At 38.3% G+C, this 22,905-nt stretch carries 20 protein-coding genes and 2 tRNA genes; 6 read left to right on the top strand and 16 right to left on the bottom strand.

The window, feature by feature from the left end; translation table 11 throughout:
• Positions 1-163: 163 nt before the first annotated feature.
• Positions 164-931: a DeoR/GlpR family DNA-binding transcription regulator gene (locus F7731_RS16160; RefSeq protein WP_151535825.1), complete on the top strand. Its 768-nt coding sequence runs from the start codon at positions 164-166 to the stop codon at positions 929-931.
• A gap of 77 nt (positions 932-1,008) precedes the next feature.
• On the opposite strand, the gene F7731_RS16155 is transcribed toward F7731_RS16160, so the two are convergent.
• A complete protein-coding gene (locus F7731_RS16155) occupies positions 1,009-1,896 on the bottom strand; it encodes a LysR family transcriptional regulator (protein WP_151535824.1) in 888 nt (295 codons plus the stop codon).
• Positions 1,897-2,015: 119 nt separating this feature from the next.
• On the opposite strand from F7731_RS16155, the gene F7731_RS16150 reads away from it, so the two are divergent.
• Complete coding sequence (locus tag F7731_RS16150) at positions 2,016-3,206, top strand: coenzyme F420-0:L-glutamate ligase (protein ID WP_151535823.1); 1,191 nt, start codon at positions 2,016-2,018, stop codon at positions 3,204-3,206.
• Positions 3,207-3,385: 179 nt separating this feature from the next.
• Positions 3,386-5,926 carry a bifunctional lysylphosphatidylglycerol flippase/synthetase MprF gene (gene mprF / locus F7731_RS16145; protein WP_246197239.1) on the top strand — a complete coding sequence of 847 codons (2,541 nt, stop codon included), beginning with the start codon at positions 3,386-3,388 and terminating at the stop codon, positions 5,924-5,926.
• A 34-nt stretch (positions 5,927-5,960) separates the two neighbouring features.
• Here mprF and F7731_RS16140 read toward each other — a convergent pair whose 3' ends face one another.
• The 7 genes from F7731_RS16140 to F7731_RS16110 form a co-directional block, all read right to left on the bottom strand.
• On the bottom strand, positions 5,961-6,638 hold the full coding sequence (locus tag F7731_RS16140; protein WP_212031203.1) for a phosphatase PAP2 family protein: 678 nt from the start codon (positions 6,636-6,638) through the stop codon (positions 5,961-5,963).
• A gap of 110 nt (positions 6,639-6,748) precedes the next feature.
• Complete coding sequence (locus tag F7731_RS16135; RefSeq protein ID WP_170289728.1) at positions 6,749-8,074, bottom strand: HAMP domain-containing sensor histidine kinase; 1,326 nt, start codon at positions 8,072-8,074, stop codon at positions 6,749-6,751.
• A gap of 71 nt (positions 8,075-8,145) precedes the next feature.
• Positions 8,146-8,856: a response regulator transcription factor gene (locus F7731_RS16130; protein ID WP_151535820.1), complete on the bottom strand. Its 711-nt coding sequence runs from the start codon at positions 8,854-8,856 to the stop codon at positions 8,146-8,148.
• A gap of 56 nt (positions 8,857-8,912) precedes the next feature.
• A complete protein-coding gene (locus F7731_RS16125) occupies positions 8,913-9,416 on the bottom strand; it encodes a PepSY domain-containing protein (protein ID WP_151535819.1) in 504 nt (167 codons plus the stop codon).
• 231 nt (positions 9,417-9,647) lie between these two features.
• Positions 9,648-10,400 carry a COG4705 family protein gene (locus F7731_RS16120; protein WP_246197247.1) on the bottom strand — a complete coding sequence of 251 codons (753 nt, stop codon included), beginning with the start codon at positions 10,398-10,400 and terminating at the stop codon, positions 9,648-9,650.
• A 428-nt stretch (positions 10,401-10,828) separates the two neighbouring features.
• Positions 10,829-11,209: a VOC family protein gene (locus tag F7731_RS16115; RefSeq protein WP_151535816.1), complete on the bottom strand. Its 381-nt coding sequence runs from the start codon at positions 11,207-11,209 to the stop codon at positions 10,829-10,831.
• 269 nt (positions 11,210-11,478) lie between these two features.
• Positions 11,479-12,897 (bottom strand): amino acid permease, encoded by a 1,419-nt coding sequence (locus F7731_RS16110; protein ID WP_151535946.1) that lies wholly within the window; start codon positions 12,895-12,897, stop codon positions 11,479-11,481.
• Between the two features lie 425 nt (positions 12,898-13,322).
• On the opposite strand from F7731_RS16110, the gene bcaP reads away from it, so the two are divergent.
• Positions 13,323-14,714, top strand: a complete 1,392-nt coding sequence (gene bcaP / locus F7731_RS16105; RefSeq protein ID WP_151535815.1) for a branched-chain amino acid transporter BcaP — start codon at positions 13,323-13,325, stop codon at positions 14,712-14,714.
• A 66-nt stretch (positions 14,715-14,780) separates the two neighbouring features.
• On the opposite strand, the gene F7731_RS16100 is transcribed toward bcaP, so the two are convergent.
• The 4 genes from F7731_RS16100 to F7731_RS16085 all read right to left on the bottom strand — a co-directional run bounded on the left by F7731_RS16100 (position 14,781) and on the right by F7731_RS16085 (position 18,621).
• Complete coding sequence (locus F7731_RS16100; protein ID WP_151535814.1) at positions 14,781-15,776, bottom strand: SPFH domain-containing protein; 996 nt, start codon at positions 15,774-15,776, stop codon at positions 14,781-14,783.
• A 203-nt stretch (positions 15,777-15,979) separates the two neighbouring features.
• The gene (locus F7731_RS16095; protein ID WP_246197238.1) at positions 15,980-16,759 is read right to left on the bottom strand and encodes a TPM domain-containing protein; all 780 of its coding nucleotides are present in this window, start codon (positions 16,757-16,759) and stop codon (positions 15,980-15,982) included.
• Positions 16,756-17,784, bottom strand: coding sequence for a TFIIB-type zinc ribbon-containing protein (locus tag F7731_RS16090; RefSeq protein WP_151535811.1), 1,029 nt, complete (start codon positions 17,782-17,784; stop codon positions 16,756-16,758). The genes F7731_RS16095 and F7731_RS16090 overlap by 4 nt, the downstream gene beginning before the upstream one ends.
• Positions 17,785-17,943: 159 nt before the next feature.
• Positions 17,944-18,621 (bottom strand): PspA/IM30 family protein, encoded by a 678-nt coding sequence (locus tag F7731_RS16085; RefSeq protein WP_151535809.1) that lies wholly within the window; start codon positions 18,619-18,621, stop codon positions 17,944-17,946.
• A gap of 179 nt (positions 18,622-18,800) precedes the next feature.
• Here F7731_RS16085 and F7731_RS16080 point away from each other — a divergent pair, with 179 nt between their 5' ends.
• A complete protein-coding gene (locus F7731_RS16080) occupies positions 18,801-19,274 on the top strand; it encodes a YusW family protein (RefSeq protein WP_151535807.1) in 474 nt (157 codons plus the stop codon).
• A 43-nt stretch (positions 19,275-19,317) separates the two neighbouring features.
• Here F7731_RS16080 and F7731_RS16075 read toward each other — a convergent pair whose 3' ends face one another.
• Together F7731_RS16075 and F7731_RS16070 are read right to left on the bottom strand one after the other, a co-directional pair.
• A complete protein-coding gene (locus tag F7731_RS16075) occupies positions 19,318-20,922 on the bottom strand; it encodes an ABC transporter permease (RefSeq protein ID WP_151535806.1) in 1,605 nt (534 codons plus the stop codon).
• Positions 20,922-21,821: an ABC transporter ATP-binding protein gene (locus F7731_RS16070; RefSeq protein WP_151535804.1), complete on the bottom strand. Its 900-nt coding sequence runs from the start codon at positions 21,819-21,821 to the stop codon at positions 20,922-20,924. The genes F7731_RS16075 and F7731_RS16070 overlap by 1 nt, the downstream gene beginning before the upstream one ends.
• 162 nt (positions 21,822-21,983) lie before the next feature.
• Here F7731_RS16070 and F7731_RS16065 point away from each other — a divergent pair, with 162 nt between their 5' ends.
• Positions 21,984-22,577 carry a TetR/AcrR family transcriptional regulator gene (locus F7731_RS16065; RefSeq protein ID WP_151535803.1) on the top strand — a complete coding sequence of 198 codons (594 nt, stop codon included), beginning with the start codon at positions 21,984-21,986 and terminating at the stop codon, positions 22,575-22,577.
• Positions 22,578-22,641: 64 nt separating this feature from the next.
• Here F7731_RS16065 and F7731_RS16060 read toward each other — a convergent pair.
• Positions 22,642-22,715, bottom strand: a tRNA-Arg gene (locus F7731_RS16060).
• Between the two features lie 74 nt (positions 22,716-22,789).
• Positions 22,790-22,866: transfer RNA gene (locus F7731_RS16055), tRNA-Asp, on the bottom strand.
• Positions 22,867-22,905 lie beyond the last annotated feature (39 nt).

Genomic DNA, 22,905 nt, shown 5'->3' with positions numbered 1-22,905 from the left:
ATAATGAATTTTGTAAATCACGTGTAAATTATGCATAAGTCTTTACTATATTATGGTCACTTTATAGCTAACTTCTTGCATTATTATGTAGATATATTGAATAAATAATGCGTAATGAGTAAACTAAAATGGCTAAGTATAAATCATATTTATGGGAGGAAATATGTTTCCACTTGAAAGGCAGCAAAAAATCATCGAATTATTAATGATTAAAAAAGTGCTAAAAATATCTGAGCTAACCCTTGAACTCAATGTCAGCGTCGATACACTCCGCAGAGATATTAATCTTCTAAGTAAACAAGGAAAAATCGAAAAAATTTACGGCGGAATAAAAATAGCGGATATGAAGTTTGGGGAATCGGCTATTCAGGAGCGCATGGTTCATCGCTTAAGTGAAAAAGAAGCGATCGCCCGAACTTGCAGCGAATTAATTAACGATGGGGATTGCATTTATTTAGATAGCGGGTCAACTACCTATCAAATTGCCAAATATATTCAAAATAAAAGGAATTTAACGGTCGTAACCAATTCTATCCCTGTTATAAACGAGCTCATGAACAGTGACATTGAACTGGTGATTATCGGAGGAAAAGTACGGAAAAAAGAACAGTCTGTCGTCACATACGAATATTTATTTAATTTTCATGAATTAAATATTGTAAAATCCTTCATCTGTGCCAGCGGCATCACAGTTGAAAAAGGAATATCAGACTACAACCTAGAAGAAGCCATTACGAGAAAGAAAATGATCGAATTATCTAAGTCAGCATTTGTGGCAGCGGACAGCACTAAATTCGGCAAAGACGTAACCATTGCTATTGCACCGCTTGATAAAATAGATGGCATTATTACAGATTCAAACTTGAATAAAAGCTTCGAGAATCAATTTAAAAAAACGGGGACAAATTTAATTATTGCAAAAGGATCATAGTGAACAAGAGCCAAGCTGTGATCATAAAAACAGTCCATTCCAGAACGGAAATGGACTGTTTTTGTGATCAAAATTAGCTACTGTTTATTTTCAATAATTTCCACAAATTTTGTCGAAGCAGGTGACAAAGGAACACTTTTTAAAAAGCAAACCCCAATTTCCCTTTTGGGGATCTCCTCTTTCAGCTTTACCTCATATAACAGGCCTTTGTTTAAATAGTCGAGTGAAAACTCCTTCGTAACACACGCTATCCCCAAATTAATTTTCGCAAACTCCAGCAGTAAATCATGTGAGCCTAATTCGAATTCTGGCGAAATATTAATCCCTTTGGATAACATATAATCTTCTACATACCTTCTTGAATTGGATTTTCGTTCAAAAAAGATTAGCGGCTGGGTGATTAATTCTTGCAGGCTTAATGGTTTTGATAATAGGCTCTTATATTTCTCGCCGCAAACAAAAGTGTCATGAACATGCAAGCAAGCCTTTAATTCCAAGGCCGGATCGTCAATGGGAAAATTACATACGGCAATATCAACTTCTCCTGATTTCAATAAAGAACAAAGCTCAAAGGTTGTTCCATTCTCAATCTTTAGCTTAATATTTGGGTATTGATTATGAAAAGCTTCCAAATACGGGAGTAAATAATACCGGGAAATGGTATCCCCTACACCAACCTTCAATTCCCCAGTCGTTAGATTTTTAAATTCTAATATTTTTTCTTCTGCTACATCTATTAAATTTATGGCAGAATAAATATATTCAAATAATATACTGCCCTCATTTGTTAAGGTAACTCCTTTAGGGGTTCGATTAAAAAGTCGTGTATCTAATTCTTTTTCTAATTGCCTAATGGCCTGGCTGACAGCAGGCTGGGTCATAAAAAGCTCTTTTGCCGCTTTCGAAAAACTTTTGCACTTTCCTACAGTGCAAAATACATTGTATAGATCTAACTTCCCCGCCATATAACCACTCCTTATACCCATCATTAGATATATTAATTTTACTTATATCATTAGTTTGATGTATAGTACAAGAGGATATTCTTTATATTAACTTTAGTAGCTATCAAGGAGCGATAATATTGGAAAGAGTTGTTGGTACTGTTGTTAGAGGTCTTCGTTGCCCAATTATCAATCAAGGGGATCAAATCGAGGACATCGTTGTAGATAGTGTGTTAAAGGCTTCAGAAGTGGAAGGCTTCAGCATTCGAGATAAAGATATCGTTACAATTACAGAATCTATCGTTGCACGTGCCCAAGGGAATTATGCAACAATCGATCATATTGCTCAAGATGTTCGTTCCAAATTTGGTGATGACACGATCGGGGTTATTTTTCCAATTTTAAGCCGAAATCGCTTTGCCATCTGTCTTCGCGGTATTGCGAAGGGAGCCAAGAAAATTGTATTAATGCTTAGTTACCCATCTGATGAAGTTGGAAATCACTTAGTAGATATCGATACACTTGATGAAAAAGGAGTCAATCCTTGGACAGACGTCTTAACAGAAGCGCAATTCCGAGACCTTTTTGGCCATAAAAAACATACCTTTACTGGTGTTGATTATATTGATTATTATAAATCTCTCGTAGAAGAATATGGGGTTGAATGTGAAGTCATCTTCTCAAATAACCCAAAAACAATTTTAGAATACACTAAAAATGTTCTAACTTGCGATATTCATTCAAGATTTAGAACGAAGCGAATCTTAGAAGCGAATGGCGGAGAAAAAATCTATAGCCTAGATAACATCTTAGCTGAGTCTGTTGATGGCGGCGGACACAATGAAGAGTACGGTCTTCTTGGATCGAATAAAGCAACAGAAGACAGCGTGAAGCTTTTCCCGCGTAATTGCCAGCCAATCGTTGATAAAATTCAGCAGATGCTGAAAGAAAAGACAGGCAAGAATGTCGAAGTTATGGTTTACGGAGACGGAGCATTCAAAGATCCTGTCGGAAAAATCTGGGAGCTTGCAGATCCGGTTGTATCTCCTGCCTACACATCTGGATTGGAAGGTACACCAAACGAAGTAAAATTAAAATACCTTGCTGATAATAATTTCGCTGATCTTAAAGGCGAAGAGCTTAAAAAAGCGATTTCCGAATTTATTAATAATAAAGAAACAGATCTTGTCGGATCAATGGAATCACAAGGAACGACTCCAAGAAAACTGACTGATTTGATCGGCTCTCTATCTGATTTAACTTCAGGCAGCGGAGACAAAGGCACACCGATTATCTTTATTCAAGGGTATTTTGATAATTATACAAAATAATACGTTACTTTTTAAGAATCAAGGCGACTCATTATAGTCGTCTTGTTTTTTTTATCTGAAATAATACTAAATTCGAAAAATATACTCAGAGTAGAGACTTCTGATATTCCCTTTATGTATTGGGTAAAATGATAATATTGCTTTAAAATAATTCGCCAACTAGTAACAGGAAAGGGTAATTGAAATTGAGGATCCATCATTTAAAAGGAAAAGCGATTCAATTCATAAAAATAATTTTCCCATTAATTTTATTAGTTCTAGCAGTAATTGAAATAAGAAAATTTGCCATAGGCCTCGACATACCATTGCTTCGACATGAGATCAGTCAAATACAGATACCTAAATTGGTCATTGTATTACTGATAACGATGGCTGCGATTTTTCCGATGTTTTTTTATGATGCAGCAATCGTCAAAATATTAAGGATGAATGTACCACTAAGAAAGCTTATTAAGCACTCACTAATCGTTAATTCCTTTTCAAATCTAATTGGTTTCGGCGGTCTTGTCGGGATGATACTTAGAACTTATTTCTATCGAACAGATGAATTTGAGAAAGGAAAATTACTGAAAACCATTGCTACCGTTTCCCTATTTTTTCTTTCAGGCATTTCTTTGCTATCCTGGATCATCCTTGTGGAATACAGAAATATCCCTCTTTTAACACAAACAAAATGGCTTTATTTGGCTGTTGTCGGTGTTGGGCTGTATCTCCCTATTTTGATGATCATTACTTTAAGAAAAAACAAAAAAGATCCTGACCCATCGATAACATTACGATTTAAAGGTCTGCTAATATTTTCTTCTATCCTTGAATGGTTGGCCGTTTTTCTAGTTATTTGGCTCTTGGCTGCAGTTATGAAAATTCCAATCCATTTTGGAGAACTTTTCCCGATTGTTATAGTTGCTGCATGTGCTGGAATTGTCAGCTTGATTCCAGGAGGTCTCGGATCCTTTGACCTCGTTTTTATTTGGGGAACACAATATTTAAGGATTCAAAATGAGAAGGTTGTTGTCCTGCTTTTGCTTTATCGAATTGGCTACTTTTTCATCCCATTTTTGGTAGGAGCCTTTCTTTTCATAAAAGAATATTGGGAAAAATGGAATAAAGCTTGGGGTAATTTGCCGAATGTGTTCATACAGCGTGTCAGTCATTTGCTGTTAACCATTTTAATATTTATTTCTGGATTAATCTTGCTCCTCTCTGCAGCTTTGCCAGGCATAATCGAAAGGTTAACAATTGCTGAAGATGTCTTATCTCTGCCGATTATTAGTTTATCCCATCAGCTTTCAGTTGCGACTGGGTTTGTTCTCCTTGGAATATCAAGAGGCATTCAATATAAAGTAAAACGCGCTTATCAGCTAACGATCGTAGCTCTATCATTAGCTGCATTTTTTTCTCTTTCCAAAGGGTTTGACTATGAGGAAGCGATCTTTTTACTCATCGTTGCCTTGCTGCTTTGGATATCGAAGGCACGCTTTTATCGAGAAAGCTATGTGTTGACTTGGGGAAAAATGATATTTGACATTTTCCTTATTATTTTGATTACACTCATGTACATTTTAATTGGGTATTTCAATTTGCCTACATCAAAGATCAGTTTACCAGCAAAATTTCTTCCTTATATCATTACAGATTACCAAGATCTGTTTTACAGTGCATTCATTGGGCTGATAATTGCTATAATTATTCTAATCATCGGGCGTTTCGTAGGAAAATCACAAAAATGGATGATGGAATCCTCAAAAAATCAAGAAGAAGAAATTTACAATCACATTTTTAAATATAACGGAAATGTATTAACTCACTTAATCTTTCTGCATGATAAGTATGTTTTTTGGAACAGCAAAAGAAATGTCCTATTCTCGTTTCAGAAATATGCAGACAAGGTCGTTGTTCTAGGTGATCTTATTGGAGAGCCATCTGAATTTCCACTTGCGATTGAGGAATTTCTGTCAATCTCTGACTTATATGGATATACACCTGTTTTTTATGAGGTTAGCAATGACATGATCCCAACTCTTCATGAAAATGGGTTTGACTTTTTTAAGCTTGGTGAGGAGGCATTTGTTGATTTAGAGCATTTTTCTCTTTCAGGGAAAAAGATGAAAGGGATGCGAGCGGTCAAAAATAAGTTCGAGCGGGAGAATTTCATTTTTGACATTGTAAAACCGACATTTAGTAATGAATTACTGAAAGAGCTTAAAGAAGTATCAAATGAATGGCTAAAGGGTAGAAAGGAGAAGGGCTTTTCACTTGGCTTTTTCGATGAAGATTATCTTAACAAATCTGATATAGCAATTTTGAAAGACACGATTGGGAATATCATTGGATTCGCAAGTTTAATGCCCGTTTACGACAAAAACCATACGATTTCCGTAGACCTCATGCGCTTTAAACCTGGTTCTCCCTCGGGAACAATGGACTTTATTTTCCTTTCGTTATTTGTATGGTTACAAGAAAAAGGGTATAAACACTTTAATTTAGGAATGGCACCACTTTCAAATGTCGGTCTTTCCAAATTTTCATTTTTCACCGAGAAGGTGGCTGCTCAAATCTATTTACATGGGCATTTTTTCTATCATTTTCAAGGTTTACGGAAATTCAAAGAAAAATACGAAGTTACCTGGGTGCCAAAATACCTTGCCTATCGGAAAAAGTCGTCACTACCGATTACGATGGCACAAGTAACACTACTCATTGGAAAAAGTAAAGACTAATCGCTCGGTGGGGCTGTCCCACCGAGCGATCTAATTAATTGACTAATTTTGCTTTTCGTTTCCTTATTTCCAGGATAAATCTTAACCCCATTAAACAAATAATAAGCCATGCCCCTCCCGCAGCGAATCCAGCTAAGACATCGCTTGGATAATGTACTCCTAGATAAATCCTGCTTAAACCAATCATAAAGATGACAAAAACGGTAATGAGAAAAACTACGGCTTTTATAGCTCTTGATTCTAAAAACATAATGAAGAACATGCAAACCATTCCATAAAAGATAAACGAAACCATGGAATGACCACTCGGAAAGCTGTACCCTTTCACTTCGATTAATCGGTGCAATGTCGGTCTTTCCCGGTGGAAAATCTCTTTTAATATTTCATTAAATATAGCCCCGCCAGCTGTTCCAATGAGTAAAAAAATGGCTTCCCATCTTTTTTTATTCCAAATCATTAAACCTGCAACAATAAGGAGGAGAACGATTAGTGCCTTAGTTGAACCAAGGAAGGTAAAAAATTTCATCATAAGAGTGAGGTTGGGGTTTACCCATAAAAGCACCTGATCAATAATCATTTGATCAAAATGATAAAGCTTTGCCTCTATTAGTTCCTCAGCAAAGTTCGCAAAAACAAAGGAAAAGAGCAACAAGATGACTACCGAAAAGATCATGTATTTCTTTGTTTGTATCGGTATTTCACTCCATTTCAAAAAAACAAACCCCCTCTCTATGGAATTAACATGACTCTTTTAAAGATTAGCAAGGAAAAATGAAAATGATGAAGTGATTTTGATTAAAAAATTTTCATCCGTATTTTTTACTATTCAATCGGAATCGATATAGTTACCTTTGTCCACTCCCCATAAACACTATCAATGTCTATTGTGCCCTGATACATATCTAATAACCTTTTCGCTATTGATAAACCAAGTCCATTTCCACCTTGTTTCCTACTTCTTGCCTTATCCACTCGATAAAAGCGATTTAACACAAAAGCTAACTCTTCTTTTGGAATACCAATTCCGTAATCCTTTACCTCTATGATTAACTTTTTCCCTGACTCCTTCACATTGATTTCGACTATTTTCCTATCCTTAGAGTATTTGATCGCATTGTCTAATATAATGATGACCATTTGCACAAGATGCCTTTTCATCATTGGCAAGGTAAACTTATGGCTAATGTTTAAATTGGACATAAGTTGGAATTCTTGATTTACTGTTTGAAAGTTTTCAATGATATCCTCTATGGTCGATTTTATATGAATATTTTCTTTAGAAATTATTCTTGACGATGATCCTTCCACTCTCGATAAGGTTAATAATTCCGAGACGAGCTGAATGAGACGATTGGTTTCATTTAAACTTAAATAAATCGATCTTTCTAGTACTTCAGGATTGTCTTTTCCCCAACGTTTAATGAGTGAGAGATGTCCATGGATAACGGACAATGGGGTTTTTAATTCATGAGAAGCGTCCTCTACAAATTGCTGTTGCTGATGAAAGGCCTTTTCTAAGTCATCCATTAACTCATTGAACATCATTCCAAGCTCTGTCATCTCGTCCTGCTGCCGTTTCACTGGAACCCTTTCCGTTAATCCAGTTTGTTTAATTCTTTTCATCGTTGAAATCATTGAATGAATAGGCTTCAAAAGCTGTATGGAAATCAGCCGTCCACCAATCAGGCTAAGCATGATGGCAATGAGTCCTGTGAAAAGGACTAGCATCAAAATTTGGTCGATCAAACTATCAAAATTCTCCATATTGCGGACAATTTCCACGGTCCCTTTAAATCCATTTGCTTTAATCGGTTTCCTTAGTACAACTAAACGATCCCCATTTGGAGACACTTCCACAAATTCTTCTTTTTCTACATTCTTTGGCGCTACCGAGTTCTCGGAAACTTCATCTGAAATTGTAAACAAAGGCATATTATTTTCTTTTATAATTCGAATCATCTGGTATTTTTCATTTAGCACTTCCAAATAGTTTTCACTTTCCAATACACTTTTTGTAAAATTAACCTCCTGAATGTACGCAACTACTTCATTCATCTTCTTTTGAATCGTTTGTTTTTCGTGATTTATGGCCCAGTTTTGAATAACAAAATACTGCAAAATAGTATATGAAAAAAATAAACATAGCATAAGTAACGCTGCCCACAAAGTTAATTTCCATTTAAGGTTTATGCTCTTGGGAATCATATCACTTATTCTTATCATTCTCTCATCACATATCCTATCCCTCTCATCGTTTGAATATAGCTTTCTTTATCTGAGAAATCCAATTTATTTCGTAGATGCCTCACATATACATCAACCACATTTGTTTCAATTTCTGCATCGTAACCCCATATTTGGTCAAGAAGAACTTCCCTTGTTAAAACTCGGTTAATATTTTTTAAAAACATGGCTAATAAGTCATATTCTTTTTTCGTTAACTCGATGAATTGGTTTCCCCTTTTTAATAACCTCGATTCGATACTTAGTTCTAAATCTTTAAATGTAAGGAACAGAGGCGGCGACTCGTTTCGTTTTTCTTCTCGTCTCATAATAACCCTAATTCTTGCTAATAATTCTTCTATAGCAAATGGTTTTGGGATGTAATCGTCTGCACCGCTATCCAGCCCCAACACTCTATCCATCACACTGTCTCTAGCCGTAATCATAATAATAGGAGTATCCTTTACTGCCTTTAACCTGCGGCATACTTCAATTCCATTTAATTTCGGCAGCATTAAATCTAATAAAATGACATCCCAATTTTGATCTAATGCCATTTCTAATCCTTCTCTGCCGTCAAATGCAGCAGTGACATGATAGCCTTCATGGGATAATTCAAGAACGATAAATTCTGATAATGCTTCTTCATCTTCAATGACCAAAATATTCACAGAAATCCCTCCCTTGATTGTTTCTATTATATCCATTTAATGACGAAGTCCCACTTGCATAACAAGTGGGACCATCGAAGGTTTTTACCTAATTAATCGTCATTCTCTTCTCCATCATCTTTTTCATCATCTTTCTCAACCTTTAATACCTTGCCTGTTTTGGCATCTATTTTAACATCGTATTTTTGGCTTTGGTCGCCTTTAATTTCTACTGAATAAACAACTACACCATCTTCATCTTCTAATTCCGTATCTGTTACCTGTCCTTTGACCTCTTTTAATGCAATTGACTCACTTTCTTTTGCCGTTATAGTGGCTTGTTTTTCTAATTGCTTTTGTTCCTCCTTGTCCGAAATTTCTCCATCATTATCTTCTTTTTCGTTTTTATCTTCTTTTTCGCCTTTTTCAACTTTCTTATCGTTCTCTTCCTTTAATACCTTGCCTGTCTTAACATCTACCTTTGCTTCATCTGAAACTTCCACTGTACTATTTTGATCGGACTTTGCCGCCAACGCATTCGTATTTAGAACAGAACCAGCTATTCCTCCTCCAATTACTGATAATGCTAATGCTGGAACTAAAAATTTCTTTTTCATATTTTTTCTCCTCACTTTCGTTGTATTTGGTACATCTTCATCTTAATCCGCAACGATGAAATGACTCTGAATGGAAAATAAAAATGATCTAATCTTTTCATGAAAATTTTTTCACTTTAAAAAATCAGTTTCTTGAGACCATAAATAGGCACCCTTAATTGAAAGATGATCATCTACAACTGACCAACCTTTCAATTAAGGATGCCTGTTTAAAGTATGTTAATTATTTCTTTATGCCTCATCTAATTTAATGTCATCTATTTTCGACTTTGTCAGGTAAATGACCAATACTAAGATGATTACGAGGAAAATCACGCTAGTACCTACTGTACCAAGACCGAGACCACCTGCATGGCGTGGCTGTGACAGGAAATCGCCAAGAGAAGCACCGAAAGGACGAGTTAAGATGTAGGCAATCCAAAAGGCCAGTACCGCATTCATCTTGAAACTGTAATAGGCGATGGTCACTACGCCGATCAATACAGCGAAAAGAAGCGCTGACCTCCAGTAGCCCAAGTTGAGACCCTCTGCTATGAGATCACCAGCTGCAGTACCCAAGGCAAAAGTGAAAAGGATAGCCAACCAATAGAAGGCTTCCCGCTTGGTTGTATTGATTGAGTGAATGGACATTGTCTTTTCACTCGTATACCAAGCAGCAAAAGTCACTAGCATGGCAATGAGAAAGATGATTGTGGTCGTCCCTAGCGGAACCCCCAAATTATCCGCTAAGTTATCGGACCCAAGCGTTCCAACTACGCTAATTAACACAACCGTGAGCCAATAGATACTTGGCACGTACTTCCTCGACTTAAACTGGAATATAAGCGTAATAAGCAAAAGGCCACTCATAATATAAGTCGTATAGGTCAAGCCTAAATTCAATTTTGCGTTTAGTAAGTCTGCAGCCGTCTCACCCACCGTGGTTGCCATGATCTTGATAATCCAGAAGAAGATCGTGATCACTACCGGTACCTTGTTCAACATCTGCCTTTCACGTATTGGAATTTTCGTTGCTTCATATGAACTAGATAAATTATTCCTTTTATTATCTCTTCCATTCCCGTTATTCTCCATCCATTACTCCTCCTTTCTAAATTACTATTCCCTTAGTATTTCATTAATAATCAGTGTAGATGTGTAGCTTATTTGCAGCATAAGTAGCTCTCCTCTGTATAAAAGCAATATATCCTTTGATCCTAAAACCTTATTTTTGTAACATTAAATAATGAAAATCATATGAAAATATACTGTATAAATAAAAAACGTTAGACAAGATTAATTTCTAATCTCATCTAACGTTTTGTAATTAATCTAAAATGAACTTATCTGCAAAATTCTTATGTTTGTTCTATTTTTTTATTCTGCATAAGTCTATTGTGCTGTAGGCTCTATCACTTGTTTCTGTCTGGCGTTTACTTTTTCTCCATAACGGCAAAGTAATTTTCTTCGTCATCAGCAAAGTTAAACACCCGTCCGGATGGCATGGTTACAATTTCTCCAACCTTCACCTTTTTATTCGAAAGATCTTCATACAGGCCGTCGAGATTATCGGTAAAAAACATTAACGACGGAGTGCCAAGATTTAATTGTGGCTGCATTTTAGCAATTAACTCCTTATTATGTAGAACAATGCTCGTTTCTGCCTCCTTTGAAGGGGCAATTTCAATCCATCTCATTCCTTGTCCATTATCCTGTTCAGAAACAACGATAAATCCAGCCTTTTCTGTCCAAAATTTCAATGACTCGTCCTGGTTATTCACGTATAACATTATTTGGCCCAATTTAGTAAACATCTCAATTCTTCCCTTCTACTAATTTTTGATCTAAATACAATAACTAGAAAAATCTCCTCTTTAGTATAAATATTAAGTGAAACTTTCTTTCCATGCAATTTTTTCCAATAATCAAGGAGCTTTTTTTACTTTATAACCACATATAGTTCAGTAACTCTCTTGCTTTGTTCTATAAAAGAAAGATGCCTTTAAACTTGTGCATAAAGTTTAAAGGCATCTACTTACGGATGAATGTTCCTTAAAAGATAGTCCATTCTTCTAATATATTTTTATCTACCAGTGGTCTCGTTCTCTAATTTCGCATCCACTGGAACACGCTTGCCGATTCCAAAAGCGAAAAAGCTAATCACGACGATTCCTAGAAAAATAATACCTACTATAAGCGAAATGCGTGTATCATCATTAAACCACATACCGATTAAAACCATTATTAAAAAGGCAATCGTTAAGTAGTTTGTCACCGGTGCAAACGGCATTTTAACTGGATGATGGTCCATTTCGCCTCCTTTTATTTTTCTGAATCGAATTTGACTAATCAGAATAACAAACCATGGAACCATACCAGGAAGGACACTTGCACTGTATACATACACAAATAAATTTTTCGGTGCAATATAACTTAAAATAACGCCAACGGCTAAACCAACTAGCACACCAATCGTACCGAGTAAAGGCACACCATTATGGGATAGCTTCGTAAAGTACTTTGGTGCCTGTCCATTCATTCCTAATGTATAAAGCATCCGTCCTGCACTGTAAATCCCACTATTACAGCCAGACATTGCTGCTGTGATGACGACAAAATTAATAAGTCCAGCAGCTGCTGTAATCCCCACTTTTGCAAATGTTGCAACAAATGGGCTGCCTATTGCATTGAGTTGATCCCAAGGGTAAACCGTTACAATAACAAAAATCGCCCCAATATAGAAGATTAAAATCCGCCAAATGATACTTTGAATTGCTTTTGTTAACGTTTTTTGCGGGTTCTTTGCTTCCCCTGCTGTAATCCCAATAAGTTCGACACCCTGATAAGCTGCAACAACTAACGATAGAGCAAAGAAAAATCCTGACCAGCCTCCTGCAAAGAAGCCGCCATTCTTCCAAAGATTAGATAACCCGATTGCATGTCCCCCGTTACCAAACCCGAAGAATATAAGCCCAAGTCCTGCAACAATCATCAATATTATAGTAACAATTTTAATCATGGCAAACCAAAATTCAAACTCACCAAATGATTTAACAGAAATTAAATTCGCAGCACCAAGAATCACCATTGCGACGATACCTGGTATCCAAGCAGGCAAATCTGGAAACCAATATTGCATGTATGTCCCAACCGCAATAATTTCTGCCATCCCAACAATCACCCACTGGAACCAGTTACTCCATGCGGTTATATACCCTGCTATCGGATGTATGTATTTATGGCCAAAATTTGCAAATGACCCCGAGCTAGGCTCTACATACAACATTTCTCCCATTGCGCGCATAATAAAAAATATAAAAATTCCTGAGATTGCATAAGCGAGCAGAACTGACGGACCTGTCCATTGAATCGCGCTAGCTGAACCCATAAATAATCCAACACCAATTGTGCCGCCCAAAGCAATCATCTGAATATGCCGTGCTTCCAAGCCTCTTTTCAATTCTTTGTTTGCCACTCCATTTCCTCCTCTTACACCATTAATAGCCGCCACTTTTAGCAACTAATACACTCTCTATTCAGTCTCAAAATAATGGGAGCTGGCGTCATTATTTCAGTTAACTTTGAAAAAAAACCGCTAACCTATTGATTTGATATAACAAAAAATACTTTTCTATCATAATAAATTCTCTTTTAAAATACAATTGTATTTTTTGATCAAACACTGTTTTATCAAGCGTTCTGTGCGATTCAAATTAAATAATTAATATTTTAAAATAATTTTTATATGTGCACTAGTGATACCATTTGAAATGGATAGATATGTACATTTTGCATAAACTACTTTTGCAATCATGTTTTTAATATTTTATATTTCGACAAAATTTTCGAAAATCCGACAAATATGGTTGACCTGTAGGAAAAAAGGGAATAGACTTTTACATATGTCAATAAGAATGAGGGTTCAATGTGAAAAGTGTATTACTTAGAAGAAAAAATCCTAGTGATCTACTAGAAAAAAACAGAAAAGTTCAATTAAAGCAAACATTAGGTGGATTTGATCTCATCTTGCTGGGAGTTGGAGCCATTGTTGGAACTGGTATCTTTATACTCCCTGGAACAGTGGCTGCCAGTCATTCTGGCCCCGCCATTGTCTTTTCGTTTATTATTGCTGCTATTATTTGTGCTTTAGCCGGGTTGTGTTATTCAGAATTTTCCTCCGCCGTCCCAGTAACAGGCAGTGCTTATACTTATGGGTATATTGTATTTGGGGAATTTGTCGCTTGGTTAGTAGGATGGGCACTAGTGTTAGAATATGGCTTGGCCGTTGCTTCGGTGGCAACTGGCTGGTCTGGTTATTTATCAACCCTGCTAGAAGGATTTCATGTCATGATTCCAAAGGCAATCTCTGGACCTTTTAATCCAGCAGATGGAACTTTTATTAACCTACCTGCTATTGCCATTGTACTTGCCATGGCTTTCTTATTATCACGCGGTGTACAAGAATCTGCAAAGCTGAATAAGATCATGGTATTTATTAAAGTAGGCGTCATTCTTTTATTTATTGGCGTTGGCGTTTTTTATGTGGAACCAGCTAATTGGCAGCCATTTATGCCTTTTGGGACAGCAGGAGTGCTGAGTGGGGCAGCCCTTGTTTTCTTTGCATACCTTGGGTTTGATGCTGTTTCATCAGCAGCTGAAGAGGTTAAAAATCCTCAACGCAATCTGCCAATTGGAATTATTGGATCTTTACTCATTTGCACATTGCTTTATGTAGTGGTTTCGCTTGTATTAACCGGAATTGTTCCCTATACAAAACTTAATGTAAGTGACCCCGTCAGCTATGCGATGCAGCTCATGCACCAAGATTGGATGGCTGGCTTAATTTCACTTGGGGCTGTAGTCGGGATGATGACCGTGATCCTTGTCATGTTATATGGAGGAACAAGAATTCTATTCGCACTTGCTCGGGATGGATTACTACCGAAAAGTATGTATGAGCTGAATAAAAAATACAACACTCCAACAAAAAATACGTGGATTTTCTCAACACTCATCGCTTTTTGTGCCGGCTTCGTTCCATTAGCTAAACTAGTCGAACTAGTAAACATGGGGACATTACTTGCTTTTACCATTGTTTCACTCGGAGTGGTTTTCTTAAGGAGAAATAAAAATATTCCGTCCGGCGGGTTTAAAGTACCATTATTCCCCATTTTACCGATATGCTCTTTCCTTTTATGTCTATTTTTAATTACTCAACTTTCCATTTATACATGGATTGCATGCGGAGTTTGGTTTGCATTCGGATTGATCATCTATTTTACTTACGGCATACGGAATAGCTTGATGAATAAAAAATAAGAAAAACCCTTGACTACATATAGAGTCAAGGGTTTTTTTACAATGTACAGACAATCCCACACCCTTTTAAACGAGCTTTTGCCCGCAATTGGAGCAGAAATTGCCCTCACCTGTTTTTGTTCCGCAATTTGGGCAGAAGTTTGGTCTCTTTTGGCTGCCTGCTTCCGGTTGTGAAGGAGGCTGCGGATTTTGAGTAGGGCCCGACTGATTTGGGGTTTGCTGATTCATTTTATTCATCATCTGATTCGCAAAATTCATGCCCATCATCATCCCAGCCATATCGGATGCCGTTCCCCCGCCGCTCATTTTTCCAGAAGCCATACCTTCTGTTAGCGAGATTTGCTGGAATCGATCCACATTGCCGACCATGCCAAACGAAGCATTTTTTGTAATCATATCTTGAATCTCTTTCGGATAGTTGAAGCTCATGACATTAAACCCAGTTATCGACAGGCCACTCTTGATCATCTGCATATCTAAATCTTCCTGAATCCCTTTCGAAATCTCAAAGGAGTTAGACTGAAGATTGAACATGTCCTTCCCTTCCCTTGAAATCCATTTCATCAGGAGCTGGTCAAGGACGGCAGTGATCCGAATTTTGACATCTTCCACGACATAGTGCTCACGAACACCGGCAATTTGGTCAATTAAGGCGATATAATCAGTTACTTTAAAATTAACTGTCCCGTTCGCGCGAATTGGCATGCCGCCTGGGAGCCCTAGTGTTGGAATATTGATCGCATTTTGCGTTCCCCATTTCACAACAAACTCCTTCGTGTTCACAAACAGCACCTCAACCCGCATGCCGCTATTGAAGCCAAACTTGAATCCCTTTAACGTTGATAAAAAGGGAATGATTTGCGATTCGATATCATACTCCCCTTCATCACGAAAAATCCCTTCGATTTTCCCGTTGTTTAGAAAAATCGCATCTTGGCCGGGCCGAATAATCAACTTACTTCCCTTCTTAATTTCCCGATTACTCCATTTATAAAAAATCATATCATCTCTAAATTCTTGCCATTCTACGACATTGGCAAATTGATTTCTGAAAAAAGACATCGATTATCTACTCCTTCATAAATCAAATACGCCTTGGCGTATTTGCGCCCAGATTTTATCGAGCTCGCTCGATAAATTTCCTTTGAAAATCAGAGGCATCCGCCGGAGGCTTAACTTTATTCAGCCCGTGTTTACCTTTCAACTGAATTGTTTATTCTTTTCGCACTTCATTTTACAAAGTGAGTAAAGTCTACTGAATAAAGTTAAAACTTACCTCTACTCCCGCTATGCGAGTGGCCGCCACTAGAGATTCCGCCACCTCCACCTCCACCTCCGCCTGAATTAGAAGACGGCTTCTTTTGCCTTGTCACGGTTTGTCTTATAAAGTGATCATACTTATTAAGAACCCTTGATTGATGGCTATTCATATAAGTTCCGGCATTTACAGTGACTCGCCCGCCTGAGCGATAGGCCATGAACGTAACAATAATTCCGGCAATGCCTAAAGAGGCAGCCAATTGAAACCACCATTTAAAAAGTAAATTTTCCGGATTTACACCCGGCTCATAGCCCATATAATCATATGAAGTATGGATAAAAGCTGAAAACGCTTGGAAATATTGACCTTCTGAAAGAGCCGGGGTAATTTTATGACGAATTTGATCAAGCCGCCCACTATCCAAATAGTCCTCTGCCTTTTTAAATCCGGCTAAGTACACATCTCTTTCTTGCATATCAATCATTAATATCGCGGTATTTCCATGAGGCTGGTCATAGCCAGGAGCGTGCTCATCGTAGAAATCCTCTACATATTGAACAATGTCCTTTCCACCCGTTCCATTCGCCGTAATAATGATAAAAGCAGTATTTCTCTCCATGCCTAGCTCACTTGCTAAAGATTGCAACTCAGCCACTTCTTCTTTTGTTAGTAGCTTAGCAAAATCATAAATATATTGTGACTCCGCTCTCGCTTGCGTTCCCCACGGCAATAGGAAAAGTAACACCGCGATAAAGAAAAGGTGACTTCGATTCTTCACACTCACCAAAAGCCGCCTCCCATCATAAAGGACGCACATTTTAAGATAATAAAGGTTCCTGCCGTAATGCCGCTAAACCACATAGCGACCTTGCCAGCACTAATTGGCGGTTTGCCGACTACTTTTCCCGTCTGTCCATTCATCGCAAAAATATGCTCTGATCGATTGTAATCATAGCTGACCATCCAAACAGGCAACAAAACATAATAACTGTTCACGTTTCTCGTATCAATTTGCTTATTCGAATAATTGACCGAATGATAGCCCAATAAGGTAGACCGAATATAGGATTCGATATAGTCGCTAATTTTATCTTTCGCCCGCGGGAGTAGTTCCTCATCTGTATAGTTATATTTCTCGGCAATATAGCCTGCCAAATACGGAGTTTTAAAATCCTTTAATTGCTCATACGGATAAGGTTCTAATTTATCCATTAAGCCATCATTCATTTTTTCCGATGCATCCACAGGGATTTTGACATAATCCAGGTTAATATCGCGGAAAGCATCAAAATAGTTTGTTTCGGTATAAATATAATCTCCTTGAGTATAGGTTCTGACTTTTGTGCAGACGGCATTTACTTGCACCTTGCTGTTGAGGTCAAATAGCCAAAAGGGCACATATATCCCTGTTACGCTCTTGATTCGGTCTGCCGTCATGAAGCCTTTCGGAGTAAGAAGCCCTTTTCTGCACCATTTTATAAATGCCTTCATTGCCTCTTCCCTACTAATGGTAAAAGGAATGACTTTGGCAGGAGCGAGATGCCCAGATAATCGATCCGCGATCACCACACCTGCTCCACAAAAACCGCATCGTGTTGCCGTTGTCTCCGCTTCCGTAATTAAAACAGCGCCACAGTTCTCACAATGATATTCATTCGCTTCATCCTCTGAAAAGGTCATTCTCTTCAGCTCTTCAGGGTAGCTTTCAATATTTTCATGTCTCCCGCAGCTTAGGCAAGATAATTCGCCTGAATCTGCATTAAAGCTCATATCACTTCCACAGCTCGGGCATTTATAGTGAAGGATCATGCTTTACACACCTCTTTAAGCTCAGGGCTCGTGTCCTGTAGCTACCGTTTGGGGTGGGGACTTTGGAAATGTAGGCATTGATTAGCTCATGACCACAATTTGAGATGCCATCTTTCAAAATGCATCCCTACGAAAATGCCCCTCAGCCCCTAAACAATTTTAGTTTTTCTTCATTCTTTCTTTCAGTGCAGCTAGCTCATCATCAACATTACTGCTTGCATCATCATACTTAGCTGTTAAGTCAGCTATTTTGTCTTTCGGACCGGCATTGAGTTCGGCCATGGCGTTAGCTTCATCTAATGCACGATTCACTTTCTCTTCCATTCGTTCAAATGCAGAAATCGATTGACCTGTATGGGCCGCAGATGCGCCAAGCTTATTCATACGCTCCTGTGTTTTGGCCACTGACCATTTCGCTTTCAACATACTTCTCCGCGATTCCAGTTCTTCAATATCCGCCACAAGCTTGTCATGCATTTGTTTCATTTGCTGAGCATTCGATGCAGCCAGTTGGTATGCTAACTCTAGTTCAGAACATTTTCCTGACAACTCCGCCTTTTTCTCTAGAAACTTCCGCGCATCTCCTTCATTCCCTGCTTCCAATGCCTTAATCGCATAGCGCTCCATTTTTTCCACATCTTCCTGGCATTCATGTAAAACTCTTTTGGCTCGCTGCTCTTCTGCCATGACGGACGCCGTTTCCGATTTTACCTTTCCTAAATCCTTATTTAAATTTCTTAAGTATTGGTCAATCATTTTCTCGGGATTTTCCGCCTTATCTAATAATGCGTTAATATTACTCGCCATAATATCTTTAAATCTTGTGATCATACTCATTTTTTCCTACCTCCTTAAAGGTCTTATGAAAAACAATACTATAATATACTGTTCCATTTTCAATAAAGTTTCACTTTTTTCTAAGGCAAATATGTTAAACAATTCCTGCCCCACTGGGAATGAATGTATGGGAAGGAATGCTTAGGGGAAACTAACAAAAAATACAGGAGGCTTAAACAATGAATACAATAGCAAAAATCCCAGCCATTTTACTTACATTTATGCTATTTATTGCAGGATGCAGCAGTAAAAACGAAGTGAAGAATCCAGAAAATAAAGGTACAGGTACAACTACGGAAGAACAAAATGCAGCGAATCAAAATACAGCAGAAGTGCCGTTTAAGGATTTTGACTTAAGTGTTGAATATGCAGGCCACAAAGAATATGAAGCAGAGTATGACACGACTGATAACCAGCCTGAATATTCGATTAGCGATGATCTGAATAACCAGTTTTTAAAAGGGGACGAAGCTTTAGGTAAATTAACCCCTTTGCTTCAACAGCTGACATTCACGGAAGACACCGCTCAAGAAGATGCAATTAAAGAAGTGCTGCAAGTTTTTAATCTTAAAGACGATTATCAAGAATTCGACTTAGAAGTACAATTCAATAATAACTCAATAAAAAAATATAAAGTAGATAAAACGCCTTAACGAGATCAGGGACCCCTTCGATAACTCTAGGGGCCCTACTCCATTATCCATGGATATCTCTTTTTCTATAACCCCAAAACCCCGTCACAATAAAAATTATCGCTAAGACCGTCAGTACCCCCACTTTTGTATAATCCATGCTATTAACCGGAAGCTCCGGAATATGACCGAACGGCGTTAGTTTGCTCATCCATTCTGGAAACTGCAGCAAGCCACCTAAATAAACAACAAAAAATGAATAAGTCAAATATAGCCATATGAAGCTAGATAATTTTGGGACAATGCCGACCAATAAGACCGCCATGCCGATCATGGCTAACATCGCAGGCAGATAAACGATTGCTGCACGATAAAATGTACCGACAGACAGGCCATCTTCCATAACGAAATTCCCAACGAGTCCAAGACCGATGGCAGCAAACGAGATCATGACAAACGCACTGACAACGGATACAGTTAAATAGCTTCCTATGAGCCGTGATCGAGATACTGCTCGACTCAGTAAGTGCTCCGTCCGGTTCTTTCTTTCTTCCCCTTTCAGTTTTAACATCGCCATTAAAGGAGGAATCGTACAAATCATTGCAATGACCTTCATTAACATTGTGACAAATTGTTCTGTTAACGAAATTCCTGCTGCCGGTGCGAACATCTTCTCGAATATTTCATTATTAGAAAAATAGGACTCAAGATCCCCTAATACGGACCCGTAAGAAGCACCGAGGAAAAACATCCCCACTGCCCAAGCGATGAGTCCTGTACGCTGAAGTCTAAGTGCAAGACCAAGTGGACTTTGTAAAAATAGGGACGCGTGTTTCCTGCCTGGTTTTGCCGGTATGAAGCCAGCCCCCAAATCACGAATCGCATTCAAACAAAGCGAAAGGACCAACAAAATCATGGCAACACCAATCGTCAGTACAATCAACCACCAGTCATTTTTCACATATACTTCCGAACGTAATACCCAGCTAAGTGGCGAAACGGCAGAAAGTGTTTCATTACTCACATCGCCAATGGCACGGATGAAATAAGCCAGGAGCAATATCGTAATTGAAAAGCCGACCGCACCACGAGATGTGACCGTCAACTGGGCGAATAACGCGGTGATTGCGGTGAAAAAGATGCCTGTTGCCCCTAATGCTGCTCCATATAAAAGGGAACCTTCTAAGTCCATGCTCTCAATGCCAAGTGCATACAATCCAAAGCCGATCATAACCGCCAATAATAGATTGGCCCCAACTGAAACCAAAATCGTTGCATGCAATGAAGACAACCGGCCAACTGGCAAAGAGCGAAACATTTCCATCCGGCCATCCTCTTCGTCTTCCCGAGTGTGGCGAACAACAAATAAAATACTCATGATGCCAACAGCCAATGCTGTGAAAAGCAACATCTGATGGGCCATCATCGCGCCAACCGTATAGTTATCTAGACCATAACCCGGGCCAAGCATCGCTGTCATGGCAGGGTTTCTCATCGTTTCAGCTGCTATTTGTCTTTCTTGCTCAGTTACATACATTTGACTAAATGATTGGGCAACGACAACGGTAAGGACAAGTAGGAATAGTAACCAAATCGAAATCCGAAGGCGATCTCTTCGCAAGATGAAACGGGACAGCCTCCCTGTATGGATGTATAGCTGATTTGACATTAGATGGCACCCCCAGCATCTGCTCCTTCATAATGGCGCATGAATAAATCTTCTAATGTAGGCGGCGCGCTTTCCATTTTTACAATTCCAAACTGGCTAACATATTGCATGACATGATCCAATTCCATCGCGTCAACCTGAAAGGAAATGGCCTGTCCCTTCAACTCAATATGATGAACCCCTTTTAATTCGTGCAAAGAGGTTAGCGGCTGCTTTGTTTCGAAAAGTAAGCTCGTTCTTGTTAAGTGCCGCAGCTCATCTAATGTCCCTGTTTCGATGATTTGTCCTTGGCGAATAATTCCCACTCGATCACAGAGCTTTTCCACCTCAGATAAAATATGGCTCGAAAGCAAAATACTCTTTCCCTCGTTTTTTGCCTCCATCACACATTCCTGAAAAATCCTTTCCATCAACGGATCCAGTCCAGAAGTTGGTTCGTCTAAAATATACAAGTCCGCATCAGACGAAAAAGCAGAAATGAGCGCCACCTTTTGCCGATTTCCTTTTGAATACGTCCTGCATTTTTTTGAAGGATCTAAATCGAATCTGTTGATTAATTCCTCACGTCTGCTTTTGTTGTTCTTCCCACGTAATTTAACGAATAAATCAATGACCTCTCCCCCAGTTAAATTAGGCCATAGGTTCACATCTCCCGGGACGTAGGCGACCCGCTTATGAATGTCAACGGCATCCTTCCATGCATCCAGACCAAAAATCTCCGCTTCCCCTTCTGTTGCTTTTAATATTCCGAGCAAAATACGGATGGTCGTCGATTTCCCTGCACCATTTGGACCGATGAACCCAAATACTTCTCCCTTCTTCACTTCCATGCTTACACCATTTAATGCTGTAAACCGTCCAAACCTTTTGATTAGATTCGATGTTTTTAAGACAGACATGATTCATTCTCCCCTTTACCATCTTTACACAAAATAAATTATGAAATATTTAAAGTTATTTAGTTCATAATATATAAAACTAAATCTATTTACAATAGGTTATGAACTCGTTTAATTGTTTTATTACATAAATTTTATTACACTTTATATGAGGTGAAAGAGATGGATGGATTTCAACGGCGAAGAGAGCAGAAGAAAGTGAGTATTTTAGAAGCTGCTCTAGCCTTATTTTTGAAACATGGGGTACAAAAGATCTCCATTGCGGAAATAGCAAAACAGGCGAAAGTATCCCAAGTAACAATTTATAATTACTTCGATAGTAAACATAATTTAGTGCATGAGGTATTTCTATATTATTTAGACTTGATGAAGGAGCAATTTTTCCAAATTCTTGATAGCCAAATGACATTTCCTGAGAAAATTAAGCAGATCATCTTTACTAAAAAAGAAGTAGCGAACAACATTCATGAAGATTTCTATCAATATATAATGAAGGAATATTCGACGGACGCAAATTATTTTGAAAAACTATATGAAGAAGTGGCCCTTCCACGCTTAATAGACTTGTTTAACCAAGGAAAGCAACAGAGATTTGTTGATCCGAACTTGTCTAATGAAGCCATTATCTTTTTCATTCAAGCAATGAATAAATATATCCAGCGAGAAGAAGTTTATCAAAGGATTCTGCCGTTGACTGAAGATATTATGAATCTTGTTTTTTATGGGATCATGGGGAAAAGAGAAGAAGAAAGCTGAACTAAATACAAAAAGTCCCGACTTCTTTTTCATAGAAAGTCGGGACTTTTTTACATTTTTCTTACGCGCCTTAGAGGATTCGAACCTCTGACCGTACGCTTAGAAGGCGTATGCTCTATCCAGCTGAGCTAAAGGCGCATTGCGTGCGTATGATGGAAAAGCTATAAGTATCCTGCCCTTAAAAAGAGCATTACTTAGTCACTGAAAAAATATGGCGGTCCGGACGGGACTCGAACCCGCGACCTCCTGCGTGACAGGCAGGCATTCTAACCAACTGAACTACCGGACCATATTGCGGGGACAGGATTTGAACCTGCGACCTTCGGGT

The organism is Cytobacillus depressus, from assembly GCF_008923245.1.
GTDB classification, from domain to species: domain Bacteria; phylum Bacillota; class Bacilli; order Bacillales; family Cytobacillaceae; genus Cytobacillus; species Cytobacillus depressus.
Note: the sequence above shows the minus strand (reverse complement) of the source record. Positions and strands in the feature narration are given on the sequence as shown.

Bases quoted from the DNA above. Each gene is read 5' to 3' on its own strand.
- F7731_RS16160 (WP_151535825.1), top strand. From the start codon at position 164: ATGTTTCCACTTGAAAGGCAGCAAAAAATCATCGAATTATTAATGATT.
- F7731_RS16155 (WP_151535824.1), bottom strand. From the start codon at position 1,896: ATGGCGGGGAAGTTAGATCTATACAATGTATTTTGCACTGTAGGAAAG.
- F7731_RS16135 (WP_170289728.1), bottom strand. From the start codon at position 8,074: ATGCTATGTTTATTTTTTTCATATACTATTTTGCAGTATTTTGTTATT.
- F7731_RS16130 (WP_151535820.1), bottom strand. From the start codon at position 8,856: ATGGATATAATAGAAACAATCAAGGGAGGGATTTCTGTGAATATTTTG.
- F7731_RS16125 (WP_151535819.1), bottom strand. From the start codon at position 9,416: ATGAAAAAGAAATTTTTAGTTCCAGCATTAGCATTATCAGTAATTGGA.
- F7731_RS16120 (WP_246197247.1), bottom strand. From the start codon at position 10,400: ATGTTGAACAAGGTACCGGTAGTGATCACGATCTTCTTCTGGATTATC.
- F7731_RS16115 (WP_151535816.1), bottom strand. From the start codon at position 11,209: ATGTTTACTAAATTGGGCCAAATAATGTTATACGTGAATAACCAGGAC.
- F7731_RS16100 (WP_151535814.1), bottom strand. From the start codon at position 15,776: ATGTCTTTTTTCAGAAATCAATTTGCCAATGTCGTAGAATGGCAAGAA.
- F7731_RS16090 (WP_151535811.1), bottom strand. From the start codon at position 17,784: ATGATCCTTCACTATAAATGCCCGAGCTGTGGAAGTGATATGAGCTTT.
- F7731_RS16085 (WP_151535809.1), bottom strand. From the start codon at position 18,621: ATGAGTATGATCACAAGATTTAAAGATATTATGGCGAGTAATATTAAC.
- F7731_RS16080 (WP_151535807.1), top strand. From the start codon at position 18,801: ATGAATACAATAGCAAAAATCCCAGCCATTTTACTTACATTTATGCTA.
- F7731_RS16075 (WP_151535806.1), bottom strand. From the start codon at position 20,922: ATGTCAAATCAGCTATACATCCATACAGGGAGGCTGTCCCGTTTCATC.
- F7731_RS16070 (WP_151535804.1), bottom strand. From the start codon at position 21,821: ATGTCTGTCTTAAAAACATCGAATCTAATCAAAAGGTTTGGACGGTTT.
- F7731_RS16065 (WP_151535803.1), top strand. From the start codon at position 21,984: ATGGATGGATTTCAACGGCGAAGAGAGCAGAAGAAAGTGAGTATTTTA.